This window comes from Leclercia sp. UBA2479, assembly GCF_002341985.1.
Classification (GTDB): domain Bacteria; phylum Pseudomonadota; class Gammaproteobacteria; order Enterobacterales; family Enterobacteriaceae; genus Enterobacter; species Enterobacter pneumoniae.
The window spans coordinates 21,331-44,914 of record NZ_DDPB01000006.1; the positions used below are offsets into that span (position 1 = coordinate 21,331).

The 23,584-nt window shown below is 55.4% G+C and carries 21 protein-coding genes; 15 read left to right on the forward strand and 6 right to left on the reverse strand.

The window, feature by feature from the left end:
• Window positions 1-29: 29 nt before the first annotated feature.
• Window positions 30-1,379: a lysine-sensitive aspartokinase 3 gene (gene lysC / locus B3B59_RS05025; protein WP_046885548.1), complete on the reverse strand. Its 1,350-nt coding sequence runs from the start codon at window positions 1,377-1,379 to the stop codon at window positions 30-32.
• A gap of 374 nt (window positions 1,380-1,753) precedes the next feature.
• Between lysC and pgi the strand changes: the two genes are divergently transcribed.
• The 6 genes from pgi (at window position 1,754) to psiE (ending at window position 8,163) form a co-directional block, all read left to right on the forward strand.
• Window positions 1,754-3,403: a glucose-6-phosphate isomerase gene (pgi, locus tag B3B59_RS05030; protein ID WP_286808266.1), complete on the forward strand. Its 1,650-nt coding sequence runs from the start codon at window positions 1,754-1,756 to the stop codon at window positions 3,401-3,403.
• A 364-nt stretch (window positions 3,404-3,767) separates the two neighbouring features.
• On the forward strand, window positions 3,768-4,010 hold the full coding sequence (gene yjbE / locus B3B59_RS05035; protein WP_040077635.1) for an exopolysaccharide production protein YjbE: 243 nt from the start codon (window positions 3,768-3,770) through the stop codon (window positions 4,008-4,010).
• Between the two features lie 63 nt (window positions 4,011-4,073).
• On the forward strand, window positions 4,074-4,712 hold the full coding sequence (locus B3B59_RS05040) for a YjbF family lipoprotein (RefSeq protein WP_046885546.1): 639 nt from the start codon (window positions 4,074-4,076) through the stop codon (window positions 4,710-4,712).
• Window positions 4,709-5,446, forward strand: coding sequence for a capsule biosynthesis GfcC D2 domain-containing protein (locus tag B3B59_RS05045; RefSeq protein WP_212478552.1), 738 nt, complete (start codon window positions 4,709-4,711; stop codon window positions 5,444-5,446). Before B3B59_RS05040 ends, B3B59_RS05045 begins: the two co-directional genes overlap by 4 nt.
• Entirely contained in the window at window positions 5,446-7,542 is a 2,097-nt protein-coding gene (locus B3B59_RS05050; protein ID WP_040077631.1) for a YjbH domain-containing protein, read from the forward strand. Before B3B59_RS05045 ends, B3B59_RS05050 begins: the two co-directional genes overlap by 1 nt.
• Before the next feature lie 210 nt (window positions 7,543-7,752).
• Window positions 7,753-8,163, forward strand: coding sequence for a phosphate-starvation-inducible protein PsiE (psiE, locus tag B3B59_RS05055; protein ID WP_040077630.1), 411 nt, complete (start codon window positions 7,753-7,755; stop codon window positions 8,161-8,163).
• Window positions 8,164-8,249: 86 nt separating this feature from the next.
• On the opposite strand, the gene malG is transcribed toward psiE, so the two are convergent.
• From malG to malE, 3 genes are all read right to left on the reverse strand, one after another.
• Window positions 8,250-9,140, reverse strand: a complete 891-nt coding sequence (gene malG / locus B3B59_RS05060; RefSeq protein WP_040078625.1) for a maltose ABC transporter permease MalG — start codon at window positions 9,138-9,140, stop codon at window positions 8,250-8,252.
• 14 nt (window positions 9,141-9,154) lie between these two features.
• A complete protein-coding gene (gene malF / locus B3B59_RS05065; RefSeq protein ID WP_286808268.1) occupies window positions 9,155-10,699 on the reverse strand; it encodes a maltose ABC transporter permease MalF in 1,545 nt (514 codons plus the stop codon).
• 123 nt (window positions 10,700-10,822) lie between these two features.
• Entirely contained in the window at window positions 10,823-12,013 is a 1,191-nt protein-coding gene (malE, locus tag B3B59_RS05070) for a maltose/maltodextrin ABC transporter substrate-binding protein MalE (RefSeq protein WP_046885542.1), read from the reverse strand.
• Window positions 12,014-12,382: 369 nt separating this feature from the next.
• Between malE and malK the strand changes: the two genes are divergently transcribed.
• The 5 genes from malK (at window position 12,383) to ubiA (ending at window position 17,546) form a co-directional block, all read left to right on the forward strand.
• Complete coding sequence (gene malK / locus B3B59_RS05075) at window positions 12,383-13,492, forward strand: maltose/maltodextrin ABC transporter ATP-binding protein MalK (RefSeq protein WP_286808269.1); 1,110 nt, start codon at window positions 12,383-12,385, stop codon at window positions 13,490-13,492.
• A gap of 92 nt (window positions 13,493-13,584) precedes the next feature.
• The gene (locus B3B59_RS05080) at window positions 13,585-14,922 is read left to right on the forward strand and encodes a maltoporin (RefSeq protein ID WP_154298841.1); all 1,338 of its coding nucleotides are present in this window, start codon (window positions 13,585-13,587) and stop codon (window positions 14,920-14,922) included.
• A 113-nt stretch (window positions 14,923-15,035) separates the two neighbouring features.
• Window positions 15,036-15,986 (forward strand): maltose operon protein MalM, encoded by a 951-nt coding sequence (malM, locus tag B3B59_RS05085; protein WP_212478550.1) that lies wholly within the window; start codon window positions 15,036-15,038, stop codon window positions 15,984-15,986.
• 179 nt (window positions 15,987-16,165) lie between these two features.
• The gene (ubiC, locus tag B3B59_RS05090; RefSeq protein WP_040077624.1) at window positions 16,166-16,663 is read left to right on the forward strand and encodes a chorismate lyase; all 498 of its coding nucleotides are present in this window, start codon (window positions 16,166-16,168) and stop codon (window positions 16,661-16,663) included.
• 13 nt (window positions 16,664-16,676) lie between these two features.
• Window positions 16,677-17,546 (forward strand): 4-hydroxybenzoate octaprenyltransferase, encoded by an 870-nt coding sequence (gene ubiA / locus B3B59_RS05095; protein WP_046885540.1) that lies wholly within the window; start codon window positions 16,677-16,679, stop codon window positions 17,544-17,546.
• A 54-nt stretch (window positions 17,547-17,600) separates the two neighbouring features.
• Here the strand turns inward: ubiA and plsB are convergent, their stop codons facing one another.
• Window positions 17,601-20,021, reverse strand: coding sequence for a glycerol-3-phosphate 1-O-acyltransferase PlsB (gene plsB / locus B3B59_RS05100; RefSeq protein ID WP_207292801.1), 2,421 nt, complete (start codon window positions 20,019-20,021; stop codon window positions 17,601-17,603).
• Between the two features lie 154 nt (window positions 20,022-20,175).
• On the opposite strand from plsB, the gene B3B59_RS05105 reads away from it, so the two are divergent.
• The 4 genes from B3B59_RS05105 to B3B59_RS05120 all read left to right on the forward strand — a co-directional run bounded on the left by B3B59_RS05105 (window position 20,176) and on the right by B3B59_RS05120 (window position 22,994).
• Window positions 20,176-20,544: a diacylglycerol kinase gene (locus B3B59_RS05105; protein ID WP_040077620.1), complete on the forward strand. Its 369-nt coding sequence runs from the start codon at window positions 20,176-20,178 to the stop codon at window positions 20,542-20,544.
• Window positions 20,545-20,653: 109 nt separating this feature from the next.
• The gene (gene lexA / locus B3B59_RS05110) at window positions 20,654-21,262 is read left to right on the forward strand and encodes a transcriptional repressor LexA (protein WP_040077619.1); all 609 of its coding nucleotides are present in this window, start codon (window positions 20,654-20,656) and stop codon (window positions 21,260-21,262) included.
• A 60-nt stretch (window positions 21,263-21,322) separates the two neighbouring features.
• A complete protein-coding gene (gene dinF / locus B3B59_RS05115) occupies window positions 21,323-22,642 on the forward strand; it encodes an MATE family efflux transporter DinF (protein WP_286808272.1) in 1,320 nt (439 codons plus the stop codon).
• Between the two features lie 142 nt (window positions 22,643-22,784).
• Window positions 22,785-22,994, forward strand: a complete 210-nt coding sequence (locus tag B3B59_RS05120) for a CsbD family protein (protein ID WP_046885537.1) — start codon at window positions 22,785-22,787, stop codon at window positions 22,992-22,994.
• A 63-nt stretch (window positions 22,995-23,057) separates the two neighbouring features.
• Here B3B59_RS05120 and zur read toward each other — a convergent pair whose 3' ends face one another.
• Complete coding sequence (gene zur, locus B3B59_RS05125; RefSeq protein ID WP_207292804.1) at window positions 23,058-23,573, reverse strand: zinc uptake transcriptional repressor Zur; 516 nt, start codon at window positions 23,571-23,573, stop codon at window positions 23,058-23,060.
• Window positions 23,574-23,584: the final 11 nt, after the last annotated feature.

Consider the following 23,584-nt stretch of genomic DNA (forward strand, 5'->3'; position numbering starts at 1 on the left):
CCCGGTTGCGATGGCACCGGGCTTTTTTATTATTCGAACAGGTTCTGGTGCAGCTTCTGCACGACCTGCTCCGCTTCGGCACCCGGTACCAGGAAACAGAGGTTATAGCTGGAAGCGCCATAGCAAATCATGCGGATATTAAACGGATCCAATACCCCAAAGACCTCTTTGCCCACGCCACAGGCGCGAGAGAGCTGGTTACCGATAATTGCCACCAGCGCCAGGTTCTCTTCGACTTCCACGCGGCACAGCGAAGAGAGCTCCATCAGCAGCGACTGAGTCAGCAGCGTATCGCCGGTAGAGGTTGAGCCGGTGGTATCCAGCGTCAGGGCGATGCTTACCTCAGAGGTGGTGATCAAATCTACCGAGATATTATGGCGCGCCAGGATACCAAACACTTCTGCCAGAAAACCGCGGGAATGCAGCATATTCAGGCTGTGCAGGGTCACCAGGGTCTGCTTGCGACGCAGGGCCAGCGCGCGGAACAGCGGTGGGTTTTCGGTGTTTTTACACACCAGGGTTCCGCCGGCTTTTGGATCTTTACTTGAACCCACAAAGACCGGAATATCGCTGCGAACGGCCGGCAACAGCGTCGCCGGGTGCAGAACTTTCGCCCCAAAGGTGGCCATCTCTGCCGCCTCTTCGAAGGCGATAACATCAATACGTTTTGCTGCCGGTACTACGCGAGGATCGGTGGTGTAGATGCCTGGTACGTCGGTCCAGATATCGACGCGAGACGCGTGCAGCGCTTCGCCCAGCAGTGCGGCGGTGTAGTCGCTGCCACCACGGCCCAGGGTGGTGGTACGGCCTTTCGCTTCGCTACCAATAAAGCCCTGAGTAATGACCATGCCTTCCGCCAGTCGTGGGGCCAGCTGTTGCGCGGTAAGCTCTGCCAGCGCGGCAATGTCGGGCTCGGCGCGGCCAAAACGGTCGTTGGTGCGCATCACTTTACGCACATCAAACCACTGGGCCTGAACCTGACGTTCACGCAGAATTTCGACAAACAGCAGGGTGGACATCAACTCACCGTGGCTGACCAGCTCGTCGGTGAGCGCGGTAGAGGTCGCCAGCGAGGCGGCTTCTGCCAGGGTGGTGATGTTCTCAAGCAGACGTTCGATCTCCTCGCGAATCACGTTTGGATTCTGCATATGCTCAAGAATATCGAACTGAATTTGGCGCAAGGCGTCGAGTTTAACGAAGCGTTCAGTCGCTTCCAGTCCTTCTGACAGCGCAACCAGCAGATTCGTCACGCCAGCGGATGCAGAGAGCACCACCAGGCGAGTATTCGGATCGGCCAGCACCACATCGGCGCTGCGGTTCATGGCTTCATAATCAGCCACACTGGTGCCGCCAAATTTAGCGACCACAAAACTCGTCATAACAACCTCGTGTCAGGGAATGAATAAAGCGACCGTGGCACAAGATTGAAACGAAAACAGGTGCAGCCGCAGATTACGGCCCTATAAATAAAATGCGGGGGAAGTCCTGTCAATGCTGGGATTATGCGGATTTTTCATGGGGGGGTACCCCTCAGTAACAGGACTTATAACAGGCCATTATTTTATCCTTCGTTTTTGCCCTTTCTGAACAACAATCCACCGCGTCAGGGAGAGAGTACAGCAGCTATACTTTCCGGGTCTTTTCACATGCGTTTGATGCAGACCAGGGCAATGGCATAAAAACCATCACAATTTCTGTTCGCAGGCGCTACAATCGACCGCAGTCACAATTCTCAATTCAGAAGAGTATTGCTATGAAAAACATCAATCCAACGCAGACTTCATCCTGGCAGGCTTTACAAAAGCACTTTGACGAAATGAAAGACGTTTCGATCGCGGACCTCTTCGCAAAAGACGCAGATCGTTTCAGTAAGTTCTCCGCGACCTTTGACGATCAGATGCTGGTGGACTTCTCTAAAAACCGTATCACTGAAGAGACGCTGGCCAAACTGCTGGATCTGGCGAAAGAGACCGATCTGGCCGGGGCGATCAAGTCCATGTTCTCTGGCGAGAAGATCAACCGCACCGAAGACCGTGCCGTGCTGCACGTGGCTCTGCGTAACCGTAGCAATACACCTATCATCGTTGACGGCAAAGATGTGATGCCGGAAGTGAACGCGGTGCTGGAAAAAATGAAAACCTTCTCAGAAGCCATTATTTCGGGTGACTGGAAAGGCTATACCGGTAAAGCGATCACCGACGTGGTGAACATCGGTATTGGCGGCTCCGACCTGGGTCCGTTCATGGTGACCGAAGCGCTGCGCCCTTACAAAAATCATCTGAATATGCACTTCGTCTCTAACGTCGATGGCACCCATATCGCGGAAGTGTTGAAGAAAGTGAACCCGGAAACCACGCTGTTCCTGGTGGCATCTAAAACCTTCACCACCCAGGAGACCATGACCAACGCCCACAGCGCGCGTGACTGGTTCCTGAAAACCGCGGGCGACAACAAACACGTGGCGAAACACTTCGCGGCGCTCTCTACCAATGGTAAAGCGGTTGGCGAATTCGGTATCGATACGGCCAACATGTTCGAGTTCTGGGACTGGGTGGGAGGCCGTTACTCCCTGTGGTCCGCCATTGGCCTGTCGATCATCCTCTCCGTAGGCTTCGACAACTTTGTTGAACTGCTCTCCGGCGCACACGCGATGGATAAACACTTCTCCACGACGCCTGCCGAGAAAAACCTGCCGGTGCTGCTGGCGCTGATCGGGATCTGGTACAACAACTTCTTCGGTGCGGAAACAGAAGCCATCCTACCGTACGACCAGTACATGCACCGCTTTGCGGCCTACTTCCAGCAGGGCAACATGGAATCCAACGGTAAGTACGTTGACCGTAATGGCAACGCGGTGGATTACCAGACCGGCCCAATTATTTGGGGTGAACCGGGCACCAATGGTCAACACGCTTTCTATCAGCTGATTCACCAGGGCACCAAAATGGTACCGTGCGATTTCATCGCCCCGGCTATCACCCATAATGCCCTGTCTGACCACCACCAGAAGCTGCTGTCTAACTTCTTCGCCCAGACCGAAGCGCTGGCGTTTGGTAAAGCGCGTGAAGTGGTAGAGCAGGAGTACCGCGACCAGGGTAAAGATCCGGCTCAGCTGGACCACGTGGTGCCGTTTAAAGTGTTCGAAGGCAACCGCCCAACCAACTCCATCCTGCTGCGCGAAATCACTCCGTTCAGCCTGGGAGCGTTGATTGCGCTGTATGAGCACAAGATCTTCACCCAGGGTGCGATCCTGAATATCTTCACCTTTGACCAGTGGGGCGTAGAGCTGGGCAAACAGCTGGCTAACCGCATCCTGCCTGAGCTGAATGATGATAAAGATATCGCCAGCCACGATAGTTCAACCAACGGTCTGATTAACCGTTATAAAGCGTGGCGCGCGTAATAAATGAGTCATAAATGATGCCGGCGCCATGCCGGCATTTTTTTATCGGACTATTCTTGTTGTCCGTTACCTTACGCAAATTTCTATTATAAGTTTTATCTGAAAAGGCCAAATAGCCCAATAGTTATCAGGGTCTATTTTAGGAGTATACGCAGAACCCAACTCTCGCTGTATATTTTAATTAATTGAAATTAATGATTTTTTAATTCATTAAATAGACTTTTTATTTCCCTGCATCCAATTATCTGAAAACCTTTCTGTTATTTCCCGCTGCGTCAATCCGTCTGCTTTAGTTGTGTATACTCGATCCCGCCTGAATTTCTTTTCAGGTAAATCTCCATTCATTCATTGAAGGGAAATTGATATGAAGAAAGTACTTTATGGCATTTTTGCCATATCTGCGCTTGCGGCGACGTCTGCCTGGGCAGCACCGGTTCAGGTCGGTGAAGCGGCGGGTTCGGCTGCGACGTCTGCGTCTGCGGGGAGTTCTACCGCAACCGCGACCAGCACCGTAGGCTCGGCCGTGGGTGTCGCGCTGGCGGCAACCGGTGGCGGTGATGGTTCCAATACCGGAACCACGACCACAACCACAACAAGCACCCAGTAATACCGGGTGTATTAACTCTAACCACACTTCGGTGTGGTTATTTCGCCCCTTCGGAGAAGAGTCGTGAAGCGACCTGCAATCATCCTGATTTGCCTGCTTTTACAGGCCTGCTCAGCCACCACTAAAGGGCTGGGCAACTCACTGTGGGAGAGTCTGTTCGGAACGCCGGGTGTTCACCTGACCGATGACGATATCCAGAACATGCCCTACGCCAGCCAATACATGCAGTTAAACGATGGCCCGCAACTGTTTGTGGTACTCGCTTTCGATGAAAACGGGCAGCAGAAATGGGTGACGCAGGATCAGGCCACCATTGTTACGCAGCATGGCCGCATAGTGAAAACACTGCTCGGCGGCGACAATCTGCTGGAGGTGAATAACCTCGCGGATGACCCGCTTATCAAGCCCAATCAAATTACCGACGGCGCAAGCTGGACGCGGACGATGGGCTGGACCGAACACAAACAGGTGCGCTATGCCACTGCGCGGTCGGTCTTTCGCTGGGATGGCAGCGACAGCGTAAAAGTCGGCAGCGACGAGACTCACGTTCGCGTGCTGGATGAAGCCGTCACGACCGATCAGGCCAGCTGGCATAACCGTTACTGGGTGGACGACGAAGGGCAGATACGCCAGTCGTTGCAGTACCTGGGCGCCGATTTCTTCCCGGTGAAAGCGACCCTGATTAAGGCAGCGAAACAATGAACATCAAACTCTGCGTTGCGCTGTTAATGTGCCTGAATGCGCCGCTGGCGTGGTCGGCGGGCACGGTTAAGGTCTATATCGCCGACAGCAAAGAACCCAAAACCTTATCCAATGCGGAACACCTGCTCGATCTGGTTGGACAGCCTCGTCTGGCAAACAGCTGGTGGCCGGGAGCCGTAATCAGTGAGCGTCAGGCCACGGTGCGAGCAGAGCAGCAGCACAAGGCGTTGCTGGCAAGGCTGACCGGGCTTGCTGGCCAGGCCTCTGGCGACGATACGGCGGCAATCAACGCCGTGCGCCAGCAGCTGGAGCAGATTGCCGTGACCGGACGTCAGCGGATAAATCTCGATCCTGATGAAGTGCGCATAGCGGAAAACGGCAATCCGACGCTGCTGGGGGAGTACAGCCTGTGGATCCCCGCCAAACCTGGCACCGTGACGGTGATGGGGCTGGTCAGCAGCCCGGGCAAAAAGCCGTTTACGCCGGGGCGCGATGTGGCGAGCTATCTCGACGAGCAGAGCCTGTTAGCGGGTGCTGAGAAGAGCTATGCGTGGGTCGTTTATCCGGATGGCCGTACGCAGAACGTCCCGGTGGCCTACTGGAACAAGCGTCATGTGGAGCCCATGCCGGGCAGCGTGATTTTTGTCGGCTTTGCCGATCACTTCTGGACGAAGGCGTATGACGGTCTCAATACCGACATCCTTCACTCCCTGACGCATCGGATACCGGATTGATGAAAAAAACTTATCTCTACAGCGCCCTGGCGCTGTGTGTGAGCGCCGCCTGTCACGCAGAAACGTATCCGGCCCCGATCGGGCCGTCGCAGTCGGACTTTGGTGGTGTGGGGCTGCTGCAAACGCCTACCGCCCGCATGGCGCGGGAAGGGGAGATCAGCCTTAACTATCGCGATAACGATCAGTATCGTTACTACTCCGCCTCGGTACAGCTTTTCCCGTGGCTGGAAACCACCCTGCGCTATACCGACGTTCGCACCAAAAAATACAGCAGCGTAGAGTCTTTCTCTGGTAATCAGACTTATAAAGATAAAGCCTTCGACGTAAAACTGCGTCTGTGGGAAGAGAGCTACTGGATGCCTCAGGTCTCCGTCGGCGCGCGCGATATCGGCGGTACAGGTCTGTTCGATGCCGAGTACCTGGTGGCCAGTAAAGCCTGGGGCCCGTTTGATTTCAGCCTCGGCCTGGGCTGGGGATATCTCGGCACCAGCGGTAACGTCAGTAACCCGTTCTGTTCATACAGCGACAAATATTGCTACCGCGACAACAGCTATAAAAAGGCCGGTTCGGTCAATGGCGATCAGATGTTCCACGGCCCCGCTTCACTGTTTGGCGGCGTAGAGTATCAGACGCCCTGGCAGCCGCTACGCCTGAAGCTGGAGTATGAAGGGAATAACTACAGCGAAGATTTTGCCGGCAAGCTCGAACAGAAGAGCAAGTTTAACGTTGGCGCCATTTATCGCGTAACCGACTGGGCCGACGTGAACCTCAGCTACGAGCGGGGCAATACCCTGATGTTTGGCGTAACCCTGCGCACCAACTTCAATGATATGCGACCGTCATACAACGATAACGCCCGGCCGAAATACCAGCCGGAGCCGCAGGATGCCATCCTCCAGCATACGGTCGTTGCCAACCAGCTCACGCTGTTGAAATACAATGCCGGCCTCGCGGATGCGAAGATCCAGGTGAAGGGCGATACCCTGTACGTGACCGGCGAGCAGGTGAAATACCGCGATTCAGGAGAAGGGATCGAACGCGCCAACCGGATCATCATGAACGATCTTCCCGACGGGATCCGCACGATCCGTGTAACTGAAAACAGACTTAACCTGCCTCAGGTGACCACTGAAACGGATGTGGCAAGCCTGCAGCGCCATCTGGCGGGAGAGCCACTGGGACACGAGACCGAACTGGTTCAAAAACGGGTGGAGCCGATAGTGCCAGAGAGCACCGAGCAGGGCTGGTATATTGATAAACCGCGCTTCGATTTCCATATCGATCCGGTGCTAAACCAGTCCGTCGGTGGGCCAGAAAACTTCTATATGTACCAGTTGGGGGTGATGGCCACGGCGGATCTGTGGGTGACGGATCACCTCCTGACCACCGGGAGTCTGTTTGGCAACCTGGCGAATAACTACGACAAGTTCAACTACACCAACCCGCCAAGCGATTCGAAGCTGCCGCGCGTGCGTACACATGTACGTGACTATGTGCAAAACAACGCGTACGTGAACAACCTGCAGGCCAACTATTTCCAGTACTTTGGCAACGGCTTCTACGGCCAGGTGTACGGAGGCTATCTGGAGACCATGTATGGCGGTGCGGGGGCCGAAGTGCTTTACCGTCCTGTCGACAGCAACTGGGCGTTCGGTCTGGATGCCAACTACGTGAAACAGCGTGACTGGCGCAGCGCGCAGGACATGATGAAGTTCACCGATTACAGCGTGAAAACGGGCCATCTCACCGCCTACTGGACGCCGTCGTTTGCTCAGGATGTGCTGGTGAAAGCGAGCGTTGGACAGTATCTGGCGGGGGATAAAGGCGGCACGCTGGATATCTCGAAACACTTCGACAGCGGCGTGGTTGTCGGTGGCTATGCGACCCTCACCAACGTGTCGCCGGATGAGTACGGGGAAGGGGACTTCACCAAAGGGGTATATGTCTCTATTCCGCTCGATCTCTTCTCATCAGGCCCGACCCGCAGCCGCGCGGCCATTGGCTGGACGCCGCTGACCCGCGACGGGGGGCAACAGCTTGGACGTAAGTTCCAGCTGTATGATATGACCAGCGATAAGAGTATTAACTTCCGCTGAGGCTCCTCGCCCTAACCCTCTCCTCAGTGGCGAGGGTTCGGTTTTCTCCCTCTCCCTGAGGGAGAGGGCTGGGGTGAGGGCATGGTTTTCCTCTCTCCCTGAGGGAGAGGGTAACAAACTCCGAATCGAGTAAAACATAAACAAAAAATATAGATCCCCGTCACATTTTTGCGTTATACAGGAACCTCGCCCTGGAGAATGAGGTGCTGTATGACATCCCTGACCCGCCCGCGCGTTGAGTTCATCTCAACCATCCTCCAGACCGTGCTGAACCTCGGTCTGCTGAGCCTTGGTCTGATTCTGGTCGTCTTTCTCGGCAAAGAGACGCTGCATCTGGCCGATGTCCTGTTTGCCCCTGAACAAACCAGCAAATACGAGTTGGTCGAAGGGCTGGTGGTCTACTTTCTCTACTTTGAATTTATCGCCCTGATCGTGAAGTACTTCCAGTCTGGCTTTCACTTTCCGCTGCGTTACTTTGTCTACATTGGCATTACGGCGATTGTGCGGTTGATTATCGTTGATCATACCTCGCCGCTCGACGTGCTGATCTACTCGGCCGCCATTCTGCTGCTGGTGATCACCCTCTGGCTGTGCAATTCCAAACGCCTGAAGCGGGAATAAAAAAAAGGCGCTCCGAAGAGCGCCAACAACAGTCACAGTGAATTTAAGGCAATTTGAGGGATAACAGTGGCATAGAACAATGAAACTTAACCTTTCACTCCGCCTGCGGTCAGGCCGTTAACCAGCCAGCGTTGAGCCAGCAGGAATACAACGGTGATCGGAATGGCAGAGAGCACAGCGGCGGCGGCAAAGTCGCCCCACAGGTAGTTTTGTGGGTTCAGGTATTGCTGCATCCCAACCGCCAGCGTGTAGCTGTTTACATCACGCAGCAGCAGAGACGCGACCGGCACTTCGGTGATGGCCGCGATGAACGACAGAATAAATACCACCGCCAGAATCGGCACCGACAGCGGCAGCAGCACCAGACGGAATGCCTGCCACGGGGTTGCGCCATCGAGCGACGCCGCCTCTTCCAGCGAGTTGTCGATGGTTTCGAAATAGCCCTTAATCGTCCAGACATGCAGCGCAATCCCGCCCAGATAGGCGAAGATCACGCCGCCGTGGGTATTGAGGCCGATAAAGGGCACATACTGACCCAGACGGTCAAACAAGGCATATAACGCTACCAGCGACAGTACCGCCGGGAACATCTGGAAAATAAGCATCCCTTTCAGCAGCGTGGCTTTCCCCGGGAAGCGCATACGGGCAAAGGCATAGGCGCAGGTGGTGGAAAGGGTCACGATGCCAATGGCCGTAATGGTGGCCACCTTCACCGAGTTCCACAGCCATAACAGCACCGGGAACGGCGGCGGCGTCACGCGGCCATCTGCATGTTCAACGCTGAAGCCCAGCGCCAGCTTCCAGTGCTCCCAGGAGATCTGTTCCGGGATGAGACTGCCGGTGGCGAAGTTCCCCGAACGCAGCGAAATAGCGATAACCATCAGCAGCGGGAACATGATTGCCGCGATAAAAATCAGCAGCCCCAGGTGGGTAATCAGTAAACGTAACTTTTGCGATTTGGGTTGGACCATAGCCATATTCATTACCCTCCTTAGTCAAACTTCATGCGGGTTGCTTTCAGGTTCACGATAGCCAGCGCGCCCACCAGCAGGAAGATCAGCGTGGCAATCGCCGCCGCCAGACCAAAGTCCTGGCCACCGCCGCCCTCAAAGGCGATACGGTAGGTGTAACTCACCAGCAGGTCGGTATAGCCTGCCGGGGTGGTGGTGCCCAGGCGATCCGGGCCGCCGTTGGTTAACAGCTGGATCAGCACGAAGTTGTTAAAGTTAAAGGCGAAGCTGGCGATCATCAGCGGCGTGAGCGGCTTAATCAGCAGCGGCAGCGTAATTTTGAAGAAGTTCTGGAACGGGGTCGCACCGTCCATCGCCGAGGCTTCGTACAGATCGTCCGGAATCGCCTTCAGCAGCCCCATGCACAGAATCATCATGTATGGATAGCCAAGCCAGGTGTTGACGATAACAATCATGGTACGGGCGGTGGTCGGGTCGCTGAACCAGGCCGGTTTGATGCCAAACAGCGCGCTCAGCATCATGTTGATCTCACCAAAGCTCTGGTTAAACAGCCCTTTGAATATCAGGATCGAGATAAACGAGGGCACGGCGTAGGGCAGAATGAGCAGCACCCGATAAATCGCTTTGCCTTTGAGCGACTCCCACTGCACCAGACAGGCCAACACCATGCCGACGGCCACGGTCAGGATCACGGTCAGTACCGAGAAGACCACCGTCCAGATGAAGATCGCGAAGAACGGTTTCTGGATACCTTCATCAGTAAAGACGCGGGTAAAGTTGTCCCAGCCGATGGTCACGGTATAGCCCGGGCTGAGCTTCTCATCGCCCCAGGTGCCGTCGGCGTTTACCGCCTGATAAAAACCGACATCGTTATTCGGACGGTACTTCACGCCGCTCTGGTTGTTGGTCAGGGTACCGTCATCGGCCAGGGTATACAGCGGCCGGGTGCCGGAGAACTGGCGCAGCGAACTCATGGTCACTTTGCTCTCATCCGGCAGTACGGCGGTGAGCTGGGTCAGCGCCTGACGATTCTGGGTAATGACACGCAGATTCGCGCGTTCGCCTTCCGGCAGGGCCGCGGCCTCTTTCAGAGTCAGCTTTTGTTCACCGCCAAATTTAAAGGCATCAGAAACAAAGACCTTTTGGCTTTCATGGTCAGTAAGCGCTAACTTCCATTGGTCACCGTCAGGATACAAGCCAAAATTAAAGCTCTTACCCGCCTGGTATGAGCGATCCATCAGCACCTGCTGGGCGCGCTCTTGCGCAAGCTGGTTGGTGCTACTGTAGTTAGTAAACGCGATCGCGATAGTACAGATTAACGGGAACAGGACAAACAGCCCCATCCCGGCCACGCCCGGATAGACATAACGCCACGCGTAGGCTTTTCGATTAGCGAAGATATAGAGGCCAACCGCGCTCAAAATCAGCGTCATGCCGGCAAACAGGTACTCCCCCTGGGCGTACATCAAAACAACAAGGTAACCCACCAGCAGGGCAAGCAGACCAATCACTGACCATTTCAGCGTGTCGCTTTGCCACCAGTGTTTCTTTTTAATGACATCCATGGGGTTCTTCCTCAACAGCGTTTTATCTTTTCTTCCTCTCCTGCGAGAGAGGGCCGGGGCGAGGGGTGCAGATAGCGACAACCCTTGCCCTAACCCTCTCCCGGGGGAGAGGGAATTACGGCATTACTTGGTGATACGTCCCTGCGCATCTTTCAGCGCCGCATCGACAGTCTGACGACCGCTTGCTGCGTTGATGACCGCGGTACGGGTGGCATACCAGAACGCTGCCATTTGCGGGATGTTCGGCATGATTTCGCCTTTCTGGGCGTTATCCATAGTGGCCGCAATACGTGGATCTTTTGCCAGCGTATCCTGGAAGGATTTCAGCGCCACGGCACCCAGCGGTTTGTCTTTGTTCACCATGTCCAGACCGTCGTCGGTCAACAGGTAGTTCTCCAGGAACTCTTTCGCCAGCTCTTTGTTCGGGCTGGCGGCGTTGATACCGGCACTCAGCACGCCAACGAAGGTTTTAGACGGCTTGCCTTTAAAGGTTGGCAGCACCGCTACGCCGTAGTTGATTTTGCTCTTGTCGATGTTGGACCACGCCCACGGACCGTTGATGGTCATCGCGGTTTCGCCCTTATTGAAGGCGGCTTCGGCGATGGAGTAATCGGTATCCGCGTTCATGTGTTTGTTCTTGATCAGGTCAACCAGGAAGGTCAGGCCCGCTTTCGCGCCTGCGTTGTCCACGCCGACGTCTTTGACGTCGTATTTGCCGTTTTCAAACTTGAACGCATAACCGCCATCGGCAGCAATCAGCGGCCAGGTGAAGTACGGCTCTTGCAGGTTGAACATCAGCGCGCTCTTACCTTTGGCCTTCAGCTCTTTATCCAGCGCCGGGATCTCTTCCCAGGTTTTCGGCGGGTTAGGTACGAGGTCTTTGTTGTAAATCAGGGAGAGCGACTCAACCGCCACCGGGTAGGCGATCAGCTTGCCGTTGTAACGCACGGCATCCCAGGTGAACGGGACCAGCTTGTCCTGGAAGGCTTTATCCGGCGAGACTTCCGCCAGCAGGCCAGACTGTGCGTAACCACCGAAACGGTCATGCGCCCAGAAGATGATGTCCGGGCCGTCGCCGGTCGCTGCAACCTGCGGGAATTTCTCTTCCAGCTTATCCGGGTGTTCGACGGTGACTTTGATACCAGTGTCTTTCTCGAATTTTTTGCCCACTTCGGCCAGGCCGTTATAGCCTTTATCGCCGTTAATCCAGATAACCAACTTACCTTCTTCGATCTTGGCCAGAGCCGGGGCGGAAATCATCATTGCTGCCAGGGCGGACAATGCGAAAACGCGTGCGCCAGTCTTGATATTCATATCTGCCATCCTTTTTATGATGTGCTGTGGATACAATGAGGTAGTTCAACGTGGCTCAGTCTCCTTATTTGACATCCTCTTTCCATCCTCCTTGACCCTACGCCCCACCCCCTCAATGTGTGATCTGCGTTGCATAAATTTGAGTTATGCGTACTGGCGCACATAAACAGGCAGTGAATTTTGCCGTCTGCATCACGATTTTCGCCTCCGCTCCCGCTCGCCGGGGGCAGAGCCTGCTCTCTCATCCTCCCGCCTCCTCCCCCATAAAAAAGCCAGGGGGTGGAGGATTCGCGACGCGACGCGTTACCGCATAGTCAGACCATCTTGAATGTTTCTGTCGATGACGGGTTGTAACAAAGGGAGTAGGGGATGGCGAGCGTACAGCTGCGTAATGTAACGAAAGCCTGGGGCGACGTGGTGGTGTCGAAAGACATCAACCTGGATATCCAGGAAGGTGAATTCGTGGTGTTTGTTGGCCCGTCAGGTTGTGGTAAATCCACGCTGCTGCGCATGATTGCCGGTCTTGAAACCATCACCAGCGGTGATTTGTTCATTGGCGACGCCCGTATGAACGATGTGCCGCCCGCTGAGCGCGGCGTGGGCATGGTGTTCCAGTCTTATGCCCTCTATCCCCATCTCTCGGTTGCCGAGAACATGTCTTTCGGCCTCAAGCTGGCCGGCGCGAAGAAAGAGATTATCAACCAGCGTGTGACTCAGGTTGCCGAAGTGCTGCAGCTGGCGCACCTGCTGGAGCGTAAACCGAAGGCGCTCTCGGGCGGCCAGCGTCAGCGCGTCGCGATTGGCCGTACGCTGGTGGCTGAACCGCGCGTCTTCTTACTGGATGAACCCCTGTCGAACCTTGATGCCGCGCTGCGCGTGCAGATGCGTATCGAGATTTCCCGTCTGCACAAACGTCTGGGTCGCACCATGATTTACGTCACCCACGATCAGGTCGAGGCGATGACGCTGGCCGACAAAATTGTGGTGCTGGATGCCGGTCGCGTGGCGCAGGTGGGTAAACCGCTGGAACTCTATCACTATCCGGCAGATCGCTTCGTTGCGGGCTTTATCGGCTCGCCGAAGATGAACTTCCTGCCGGTGAAAGTGACGGCGACCGCCATCGAACAGGTTCAGGTTGAGCTGCCGAACCGCCAGCAGGTGTGGTTACCCGTCGAGAGCACCAACGTGACCGTTGGCGCCAACATGTCTTTGGGCATTCGCCCGGAGCACTTACTGCCTAGCCACATCGCCGATGTGACGCTGGAAGGTGAGGTGCAGGTAGTAGAACAGTTAGGCCACGAAACTCAGATTCATATCCAGATCCCCGCCATCCGTCAGAACCTGGTTTACCGCCAGAATGACGTGGTGTTGGTAAAAGAGGGTGCCACATTCGCTATTGGCTTGCCGCCAGAGCGCTGCCATCTGTTCCGTGAGGATGGCACCGCATGTCGTCGGCTGCATAAAGAGCCCGGCGTTTAAGCATTCCAAAACATACACAAGCTCACGAGGCCGCCACCCGTGGCCTGACGAGTGAAGTGTAAAAAAGAAAAGCAATGATCTCAGGAGATAGAATAATGATTACTCTGCGCAAAGTCCCTCTGGCGGTCGCCATTGCGGCAGGCATCCTGTCTGCCCAGGCCGGCGCTGTCGACTTTAAAGGTTATGCTCGTTCTGGCATTGGCTGGACCGGGAGTGGCGGCGAACAACAGTGTTTCCAGGCAACGGGTGCGGGTTCTAAATATCGTCTTGGTAACGAATGTGAAACCTATGCCGAAATTAAACTGGGCCAGGAAGTGTGGAAAGAGGGTGATAAGAGCTTCTACTTCGACACCAACGTAGCCTACTCCGTTGCACAGCAGAACGACTGGGAAGCCACCGACCCGGCCTTCCGTGAAGCCAACGTGCAGGGTAAAAACCTGATTGAATGGCTGCCAGGCTCCACTATCTGGGCCGGTAAGCGCTTCTATCAGCGTCATGACGTTCACATGATCGACTTCTACTACTGGGATATTTCAGGTCCGGGTGCGGGTCTGGAAAATATCGATGTCGGTTTCGGTAAACTCTCTCTGGCGGCAACACGTTCCTCTGAAGCGGGTGGCTCTTCTGCCTTCGCTAGCAACAACATCTACGACTACACCACCCGTACAGCAAACGATGTTTTCGACGTTCGCTTAGCCCAGATGGAAATCAACCCGGGCGGTACGCTGGAGCTGGGTGTGGATTATGGTCGTGCAAACGAGCGTGATGACTACTATCTGGTTGATGGCGCATCTAAAGATGGCTGGATGTTCACCGCTGAACATACCCAGAGCATGCTGAAAGGCTTTAACAAATTCGTTGTCCAGTACGCAACGGATTCAATGACTTCTCATGGTAAAGGACTGTCGCAGGGCGCAAGTATCGGAACTTCCGATGACATTAACTATGCCATGGATAATAACGGTCACCTGATACGACTCCTTGACCACGGTGCGGTCTCTCTGGGTGACAGCTGGGATCTGATGTATGTCGGTATGTACCAGGACATCAATCTGGACAGCAACAATGGGACTAAATGGTGGACTGTGGGCGTGCGTCCTATGTACAAATGGACCCCAATCATGAGTACCCTGCTTGAAGTTGGCTACGACAACGTTAAGTCTCAGGAAACAGGCGATACCAACAATCAGGTTAAAGTCACTCTCGCACAGCAATGGCAGGCGGGTGATAGCATCTGGTCTCGTCCGGCTATCCGTATCTTCGCCACTTACGCGAAGTGGGACGAAAAATGGGGTTATGCGCCAACAGGTAAAAACACTATCGCAGGCTATGCCCCTGGCATCGCTTATAGCGATACCTCGGCAAGAACCTTTAGCCGCGGTGACAACGACGAGTGGTCCTTCGGTGCCCAGATGGAAATCTGGTGGTAATAACGTCTTAATCTGACGTACAGACCAAACGAGGGGCGAAAGCCCCTCAATTCCTTCGGGACGGCGCGCTATTGCCTGGCTACCGCTGAACCTGTGCTTTTGAGGTGATTACAATGAAAATGAAAAAAAGTCTCGTTGCCCTTTGTCTATCCGCAGGGCTGCTGGCCAGCGTGCCTGCCGTTACCTTTGCTGACGTAAATTTCGTACCACAAAACACCACGGCGGCGCCGTCTGTACCGACCGCAGCATTGCAGCAGTTGGTCTGGACGCCTGTCGATCAGTCAAAACCAAAAACCGCCCAGCTTGCAACGGGCGGCCAGCCGCTGAACGTTCCCGGCATTTCTGGCCCGGTGCTGGCCTTTAGCGTGCCAGCGAATATCGGCGAAATCGCGCTGACCCTCACGAGCGAAGTGAACAAACAAACCAGCGTCTTTGCCCCGAACGTGTTGATCCTGGATCAAAACCTGACGCCAGCGGCGTTCTTCCCGTCTGACTACTTCCCGTACCAGGAGCCGGGCGTGATGAGCGCCGATCGTCTGGAAGGCGTGATGCGTCTGACCCCGGCGCTGGGACAGCAAAAACTCTACGTGCTGGTCTTCACCACCCCTCAGGATCTTCAGAAAACGACCACGCTGCTCGATCCGGCTAAAGCGTATGCCAAAGGGATCGGCAACGCGATTCCGGACATCCCCGATCCTATCGCCCGTCATACCACCGACGGCACCGTGAAGCTGAAAGTGTCGACCAATACCGCCTCCAGCGTACTGGTTGGCCCGCTGTTTGGCTCCTCCTCAAACGGCCCGGTGACCGTAGGGAATACCGCCGCCCCGGCCACGGCCTATGCCGCGCCAGCGCCAGCTCCGGTCGCCGCGCCAGCGCCTGCCCCGGCGAAGAAAGCCGAGCCGGTACTGAACGACACCGAAGCTTACTTCAATAACGCGATTAAGCAGGCGGTAAACAGCGGCGATGTCGACAAAGCGCTGAAACTGCTTGATGAAGCAGAGCGTCTGGGCTCCACATCGGCCCGTTCCACCTTTATCAGCAGTGTAAAAGGCAAGGGGTGACCGTCTCCCCACAATGCTGATTTTGTCAGTAGTTTGGTGCGCCCTGTCGGGCGCACTTTTTTTGCGGATGCAGCCTGTTGCATCCCTGTTGCGATAATGATCGCTAAGTTGCGTTTGCCCCCCCTCTGTTGCTATTTCTGCGATACAATAGCCTTACGTTATGTAACGGAGAGTCTGGCATGTCACATCCTGCGCTAACGCAACTGCGTGCGCTGCGTTACTTTGAAGAAATTCCCCCTCTGGATGCGGCGCAACTCGACTGGTTGTTGCTGGAAGATTCCATGACCAAACGTTTTGAGCAGCAGGGCAAACAGGTCACCGTCACCCTCATTCAGGAAGGGTTTGTCACTGCCGATGCCGTGCAGGACGAACTGCCGCTTTTGCCACAAGAGCCGCGCTACTGGTTGCGAGAAATTTTACTCTGTGCCGACGGGGAACCCTGGCTTGCCGGACGCACCGTGGTGCCCGAGTCGACCCTCACCGGACCGGAGCTGGCCCTGCAGAAGATGGGCAAGACCCCGCTGGGGCGTTATCTGTTTACATCGTCAGAGCTCACCCGGGACTTTATTGAAATTGGTCGCGATGCCGATCTGTGGGGGCGTCGCTCACGCCTGCGCTTAAGTGGTAAACCGTTAATGCTGACGGAGCTTTTTTTACCGGCATCGCCGTTGTACTAAGAGGAAGAGAGATATGGAGTGGAGTCTGACGCAGAACAAGCTGCTGGCTTATCACCGCCTGATGCGCACGGATAAGCCGATTGGGGCGCTGTTGCTGCTGTGGCCAACCCTGTGGGCGCTGTGGGTGGCCACGCCAGGTCTGCCGCCGCTGTGGATCCTGGCGGTGTTTATAGCGGGCGTCTGGTTGATGCGTGCCGCAGGCTGTGTGGTGAATGATTACGCCGATCGGAAATTCGATGGTCACGTGAAGCGCACCGCTAATCGACCGATGCCCAGTGGCGCAGTGACCGAGAAAGAGGCTCGCACGCTGTTTGTGGTGCTGATACTTATCTCCTTCCTGCTGGTGTTAACCCTCAACACCATGACCATCTTGCTTTCGGTGGCAGCGCTGGCGCTGGCGTGGGTCTATCCCTTTATGAAGCGCTACACCCATCTGCCGCAGGTGGTGCTGGGGGCGGCATTTGGCTGGTCGATCCCAATGGCCTTTGCCGCCGTCAGCGAGACCGTGCCGCTGAGCTGCTGGTTGATGTTTCTTGCCAACATTCTCTGGGCCGTGGCTTACGACACTGAGTACGCAATGGTTGACCGCGATGACGATCTCAAAATCGGTATCAAGTCGACGGCGATTCTGTTTGGCCGCCAGGATAAGCTGATTATCGGCATCCTGCAGGTGGCGGTACTGGCCCTGATGGTGGCGATTGGCTATCTGAACGGGCTGAACGGGGTATTTTATGCCGCCGTGGTGGCCGCGGGTGGGCTGTTTGTGTATCAGCAAAAGCTGATTGCGAATCGCGATCGTGACGCCTGTTTTAAAGCCTTCCTGAACAATAACTACGTGGGACTGGTGCTGTTTTTAGGCCTGGCGGCGAGTTACTGGGCATAATGAAACGGCAGCCAGAAGGCTGCCGTTTTAACATTATCGACCTGCTTTTCAGCGCTATTCGCCCTGGGTAGCGCTCTCAATGGTTAAGCGCACATCCGAGGTAATCAGCTCTGCCAGCATCTGATAAACCTTCATTGTCTCTTCCGGCTCGGCATCACCGCTATCGCTAATATAGCCTTCGTCACGCAGCGTCAGCACCAGCGAGCTGAACACCGCCTTATCAAAGAACTCTGGCGCGTTAATGCCATGCAGCATCGACAGGCGCTGTGCCAGCGTGCGGCTCTCTTTCTCCAGCGTACCCCGATTAATAGACGGGTTTGCGCTCAGCAGCCAGAACGTAATGGCATAGCGTTGCAGCGTCTCACGTGCGCCTGCGGCCAGCAGCTGCAAGGTCCGGGAGCGGGACGGATTAATCTGCAGTACGTCATCCTTCAACGTAATCAGCCCCTGGCGCACCAGCTCTTCGCTCTGCTGATCCAGTACGTTTGCCAGCTCGTCCTTATCCCAGCGCAGGAACAGCTCGGTTTTAAGCATCGGATAGAGCACTTCAACATGATGCAGCAGCGCCTGACGCGTGATGTGACGATGCTGGGTGATAATGGCCGCCATCAGCGAAGGCAACATCAGCATATGGGCAATGTTGTTGCGATAGTAGGTCATCAGCACCGCCTGCTCGCGCGGCAGAATGATGATATCGCCGATGGTGTCTTTCTCTACCTCGAACTTATTCATCTGCAGTGCGTGGTCGATCAGATCGCTGGCGCTGACCGTTGGCACGGTGGAGTCCGGTGAATAAGGCACATTGCGCATCAGATTGAGGTAACAGTCGAGCTGTTCGGTCAGTTGCTCGCGGGTAAGCGAACGCTGACGCGACGCCAGCAACGCTGTACAGCACAGGTTCATGGCGTTAGCCGCACCTGCGTTGTTAATACGCACCATCAGCTCTGCGGCGATACCGTTCACCGTTGGCGTCAGCCAGGCCGGGCGTACGGCTTCAATCGGATCGATAGACTCACGCCACTCCGGAACATGGTTGTTCAGGTAGGTCATCAGCGGCATGGGTTCGCCAAAGTTCACATAGCCCTGGCCGAGATTACGCAGCTTGCTCAGCCCACGCAGCATCTGCGGCAGGCTCTCTTTCTCTTTAGTGGCACCGCGCAGCTCTTTTGCATAGGTTCCCACCTCCATCACATGCTCGTAACCGATGTAAATCGGCACCAGGGTGATAGGACGTGTACCGCCGCGCAGCATCGCCTGAATCGTCATCGACAGGGTTCCGGTCTTCGGATCGAGCAGACGCCCGGTACGGGAACGACCTCCCTCAACGAAGTACTCAACGGAATAGCCGCGGCTGAACAGCTCGCCCAGATACTCGCGGAAGACGGTGGAGTAGAGCTTGTTGCCCTTAAAGGTACGGCGAATAAAGAACGCACCCAGGCGACGGAAAATCGGCCCTGCTGGCCAGAAGTTCAGGTTAATACCGGCTGCGATATGCGGCGGTACCAGGCCCTGATGATAGAGCACATACGACAGCAGCAGGTAGTCCATGTGGCTGCGGTGGCAGGGCACATAGACAATTTCATGACCGTCGTGCGCAAGCTGACGCACCCGTTCGGCGTTATGAACGTTAATGCCCTGATAGAGACGGTTCCACGTAAAGCTCAGGATACGATCGGAGAGGCGAATCATCTCGTAAGAGAAGTTCGCGGCGATCTCTTCCATCAGTGCAATGGCGTTCTGCTGCGCTTTTTCGTGGGAGATTTTTTTGCTGCGCGCTTCGTCTTCAACCGCACGGGCAATCGCTTTGGATGCCAGCAGTTTGTTGAAGAGATCCTGGCGTGCAGGCAGACGTGGCCCTACAGCAGCCAGACGCTGGCGGGCAAAGTGCATACGCGCCACGCGCGCCAGCTTCTGCGCGATAATCTTATCGGTGCCGTGCTCATCCGCCATCCGGCGCAGAGAGACGGACGGCGAGAAGCGCACAAAGCTATCGCGACCAAGCCAGGTCACGGCGAAGAACTTCTGCACGCCGTTCAGCATACGCAGCGGCGGGTTCTCTTCCCCTTTTTCGCGTCCCGGGCGACGGCCAAACATGACCGAGACCGGCACCATCTGCACATCCAGATTCGGGTTGCTGCGGTGCAGATCGAGGTAGTCGTGGAACAGTTTGATGGACTCTTCTTTCGGCGTGTAATAGGTGAATACGCGCGGCCCGCCGTGGATAAAGACATAGCGCGGCAGCAGGGTGCCGTCGATCTCCAGCGGCTCCAGCGGGTCAGGTAAATCATGCGCCAGGCACTGGGCGCGCAGCGTCAGCAAGTCGGCCTTAGAGTTATAAGGCAAAACGTACATAATAGGGCGCGAGGTATCGAGCCCTAATTCCGGCGCAGGATTTGCCGGGATAGACTTGCTTTTTACCAGGACGCTTAATGGTAAATTAAGTAATTTGTAGTAAATTCTTGGCCAGCCAGACATAAACGATGTAAAGCCTCTGGTTAAAAATGCAATTGCGGCGCAAGGATAACAGAATGCGCACAAAATTTCTGTTGTTACCCGTCATACTTCAGGCGGTATGGCAACGCTCTATAGCTATAGTTACTGACGCTATTTTTCAATAAAGGTTCTTTTGATGGCCAATAATACCACTGGGTTAACCCGTATCATTAAAGCTGCTGGTTATTCATGGAAAGGGATCCGCGCAGCCTGGATCAACGAGGCGGCCTTCCGCCAGGAGAGCGTTGCCGTGATTGCGGCAATCATTATTGCCTGCTGGCTGGATGTCGATCCTATTACCCGCGTGCTGCTGATTGGCTCGGTGATGTTGGTGATGATAGTCGAAATTTTAAACAGTGCGATTGAAGCGGTAGTGGATCGTATCGGGTCTGATTATCACGAACTTTCCGGGCGGGCCAAAGACATGGGCTCGGCGGCGGTATTGTTAAGTATCTTTGTCGCGCTCTTTACCTGGGTCTCACTGCTGTGGGGACATTTTCGATAAGCCTCGACAAAACGAATAAGTCTCTGGTTTTTTGTGCGGTTTATGGTTCCAAAATCGCCTTTGACTGTATATACTCACAGCATAACTGTATATACACCCAGGGGGCGGAATGAAAGCGTTAACGACCAGGCAGCAAGAGGTGTTTGATCTCATTCGGGATCATATCGGCCAGACGGGGATGCCACCCACGCGTGCGGAAATCGCGCAGCGTCTGGGATTCCGTTCTCCGAACGCCGCTGAAGAGCATCTCAAAGCCCTGGCACGTAAGGGCGTTCTGGAGATCGTCTCCGGCGCGTCTCGCGGCATTCGTTTGCTGGTTGAAGAAGAAGAGGGCCTGCCGCTGGTAGGCCGCGTAGCAGCGGGTGAGCCGCTGCTGGCGCAGCAGCACATTGAAGGTCACTATCAGGTTGATCCCGGTATGTTTAAGCCGAGTGCAGACTTTTTACTGCGCGTTAGCGGCATGTCCATGAAGGATATCGGCATTATTGACGGCGATCTGCTGGCAGTGCATAAAACGCAGGATGTGCGTAACGGCCAGGTGGTCGTGGCGCGTATCGACGACGAAGTAACCGTGAAGCGCCTGAAGAAGCAGGGCAACATTGTTCAGCTTCTGCCGGAAAACAGCGAATTCTCCCCCATCGTTGTTGACCTGCGTGAAAACAACTTCTCCATTGAAGGCTTAGCGGTTGGCGTTATCCGCAACGGCGACTGGCTGTAATCTCTTCCTGACAGGCTACGACTGTGTCGTAGCCTGCTCTCTTTCTCTCTGGTTATTCACATGTCTCTGCTGACTACCGCCGATAAGGCGTTATGGCGTCTTGCGCTGCCGATGATCTTCTCCAATATCAGCGTGCCGCTGCTGGGGCTGGTCGATACGGCGGTGATAGGTCATCTGGATTCCCCTGTCTATCTTGGCGGCGTGGCCATCGGCGCGACGGCGACCAGTTTCCTCTTTATGCTGCTGCTCTTCCTGCGCATGAGCACTACCGGTTTAACTGCCCAGGCCTATGGCGCAAAAGATCCGTTGCGTCTGGCACGTGCGCTGGTGCAGCCGCTGCTGATGGCGCTGGGGGCCGGGCTGCTGATTGTGTTACTGCGAACCCCGCTTATCGATCTTGCCCTGCATATTGTGGGGGGGAGCGACGCGGTGCTGCTTCAGGCACGGCGTTTCCTGGAAATACGCTGGCTCAGCGCGCCGGCATCGCTGGCAAACCTGGTATTGCTCGGCTGGTTGCTGGGGGTGCAATATGCCCGCGCCCCGGTGATCCTGCTGGTAGTGGGTAACCTGATTAATATCGTGCTCGACCTGTGGCTGGTGATGGGCCTGAAGATGAACGTGCAGGGTGCCGCGCTGGCCACGGCGGTGGCAGAGTACGCCACGTTATTGATTGGCTTGTGGATGGTCTGGCGAGTACTGGCCCTGCGCGGCATCTCACTGGCGATGTTGAAAGCGAGCTGGCGCGGTAATATCCGCAAACTCATGGCTCTGAACCGCGACATCATGTTGCGCTCGCTGCTGCTACAGCTCTGCTTTGGCGCACTAACCGTATTTGGCGCCCGGCTGGGGCCCGAAATCGTCGCCGTCAACGCGGTTCTGATGACCCTGCTGACGTTTACTGCCTACGCGCTGGATGGCTTTGCCTATGCGGTGGAGGCGCACTCCGGCCAGGCGTATGGTGCCCGCGAAAGTGGCCAGCTACGCGAGGTATGGCGCGCCGCCTGTCGTCAGGCCGGGCTGGTGGCGCTGGGGTTTGCTCTCATTTATGCCTTAATGGGCGATTGCATCATCGCCTTACTCACCTCGCTGCCTGAACTTCGCGAACTGGCGAATCATTACCTGGTCTGGCAGATAATATTACCGGTGGTGGGGGTGTGGTGTTACCTGCTGGATGGCATGTTTATTGGCGCCACGCGGGGCGCTGAAATGCGCAACAGTATGGCGATCGCCGCCGCCGGGTTTGGCCTCACGCTACTCACATTGCCCTGGCTGGGAAACCATGGTCTATGGCTGGCGCTGGCCGTGTTTCTGGCTCTGCGTGGCCTGTCGCTGGCGCTTATCTGGCGCCATCACTGGCGTAATAATACCTGGTTTATGTAGCGGTTTCGTTTGGCGTAACGGTAAAAGATTCTGAATAGTGCCTCGTTCGCCGAAGCCTTAACTATAATAATTATCAAGTCCAACAGGAAATGAACGTAACGGACGATACGAAGGCTAATCACCGAACGATGAGGATGCGATTATGAATAAAGACGAAGTCGGCGGTAACTGGAAACAGTTCAAAGGTAAAGCTAAAGAACAGTGGGGTAAGCTGACTGATGATGATATGACTATCATCGAAGGTAAGCGCGACCAACTGGTGGGTAAAATTCAGGAACGTTATGGTTATCAGAAAGACCAGGCTGAATCGGAAGTGAAAGACTGGGAAACCCGTAACGATTACCGCTGGTAAGCCGGTAATACCCGTAGTACAAGGAAGTACACCCAGGGCGGCCTCAGGCCGCCCACGTTGTTTTTAGCGCGGCTTCTTCTTCAACTGAATGGAGTGATCGTGCTGACATTCACTTTGATGGCTACACGCCTCAACTTCAACGCAATCCACGCACAGTCCGTGCGCTTCAATCACATTGTGCCACAGAGCGAAGCCCATCTTTGCCGCGAGAGTGTGCATAATGTCTTCAATGCCTTCCGCACTCTCTTCCTTCACGCTACCGCAGCGATCGCAGATAAACATGGCTGATGTGTGGGTCGGCTGATCGAACAGATGGCAAAGCACGTAGCTGTTCGTCGACTCCACCTTGTGGACAAATCCCTGTTCCAGTAAAAAATCCAGCGCACGATAGACCGTTGGCGGCTTCGCCTGCGGTTCACTGGCACGCAGCAGATCCAGCAAATCATAGGCGCTGATGGCCCCTTGCTGCAGACTGAGCAGGCGCAACACTTCAAGGCGCTGCGGGGTCAGGCGCACATTGCGTTGCGCACAGAGCTTTTCAGCCTGCGCCAGCAGCTCCTGCGTTGTGGTCTTTTCCATTAAGCACCTCG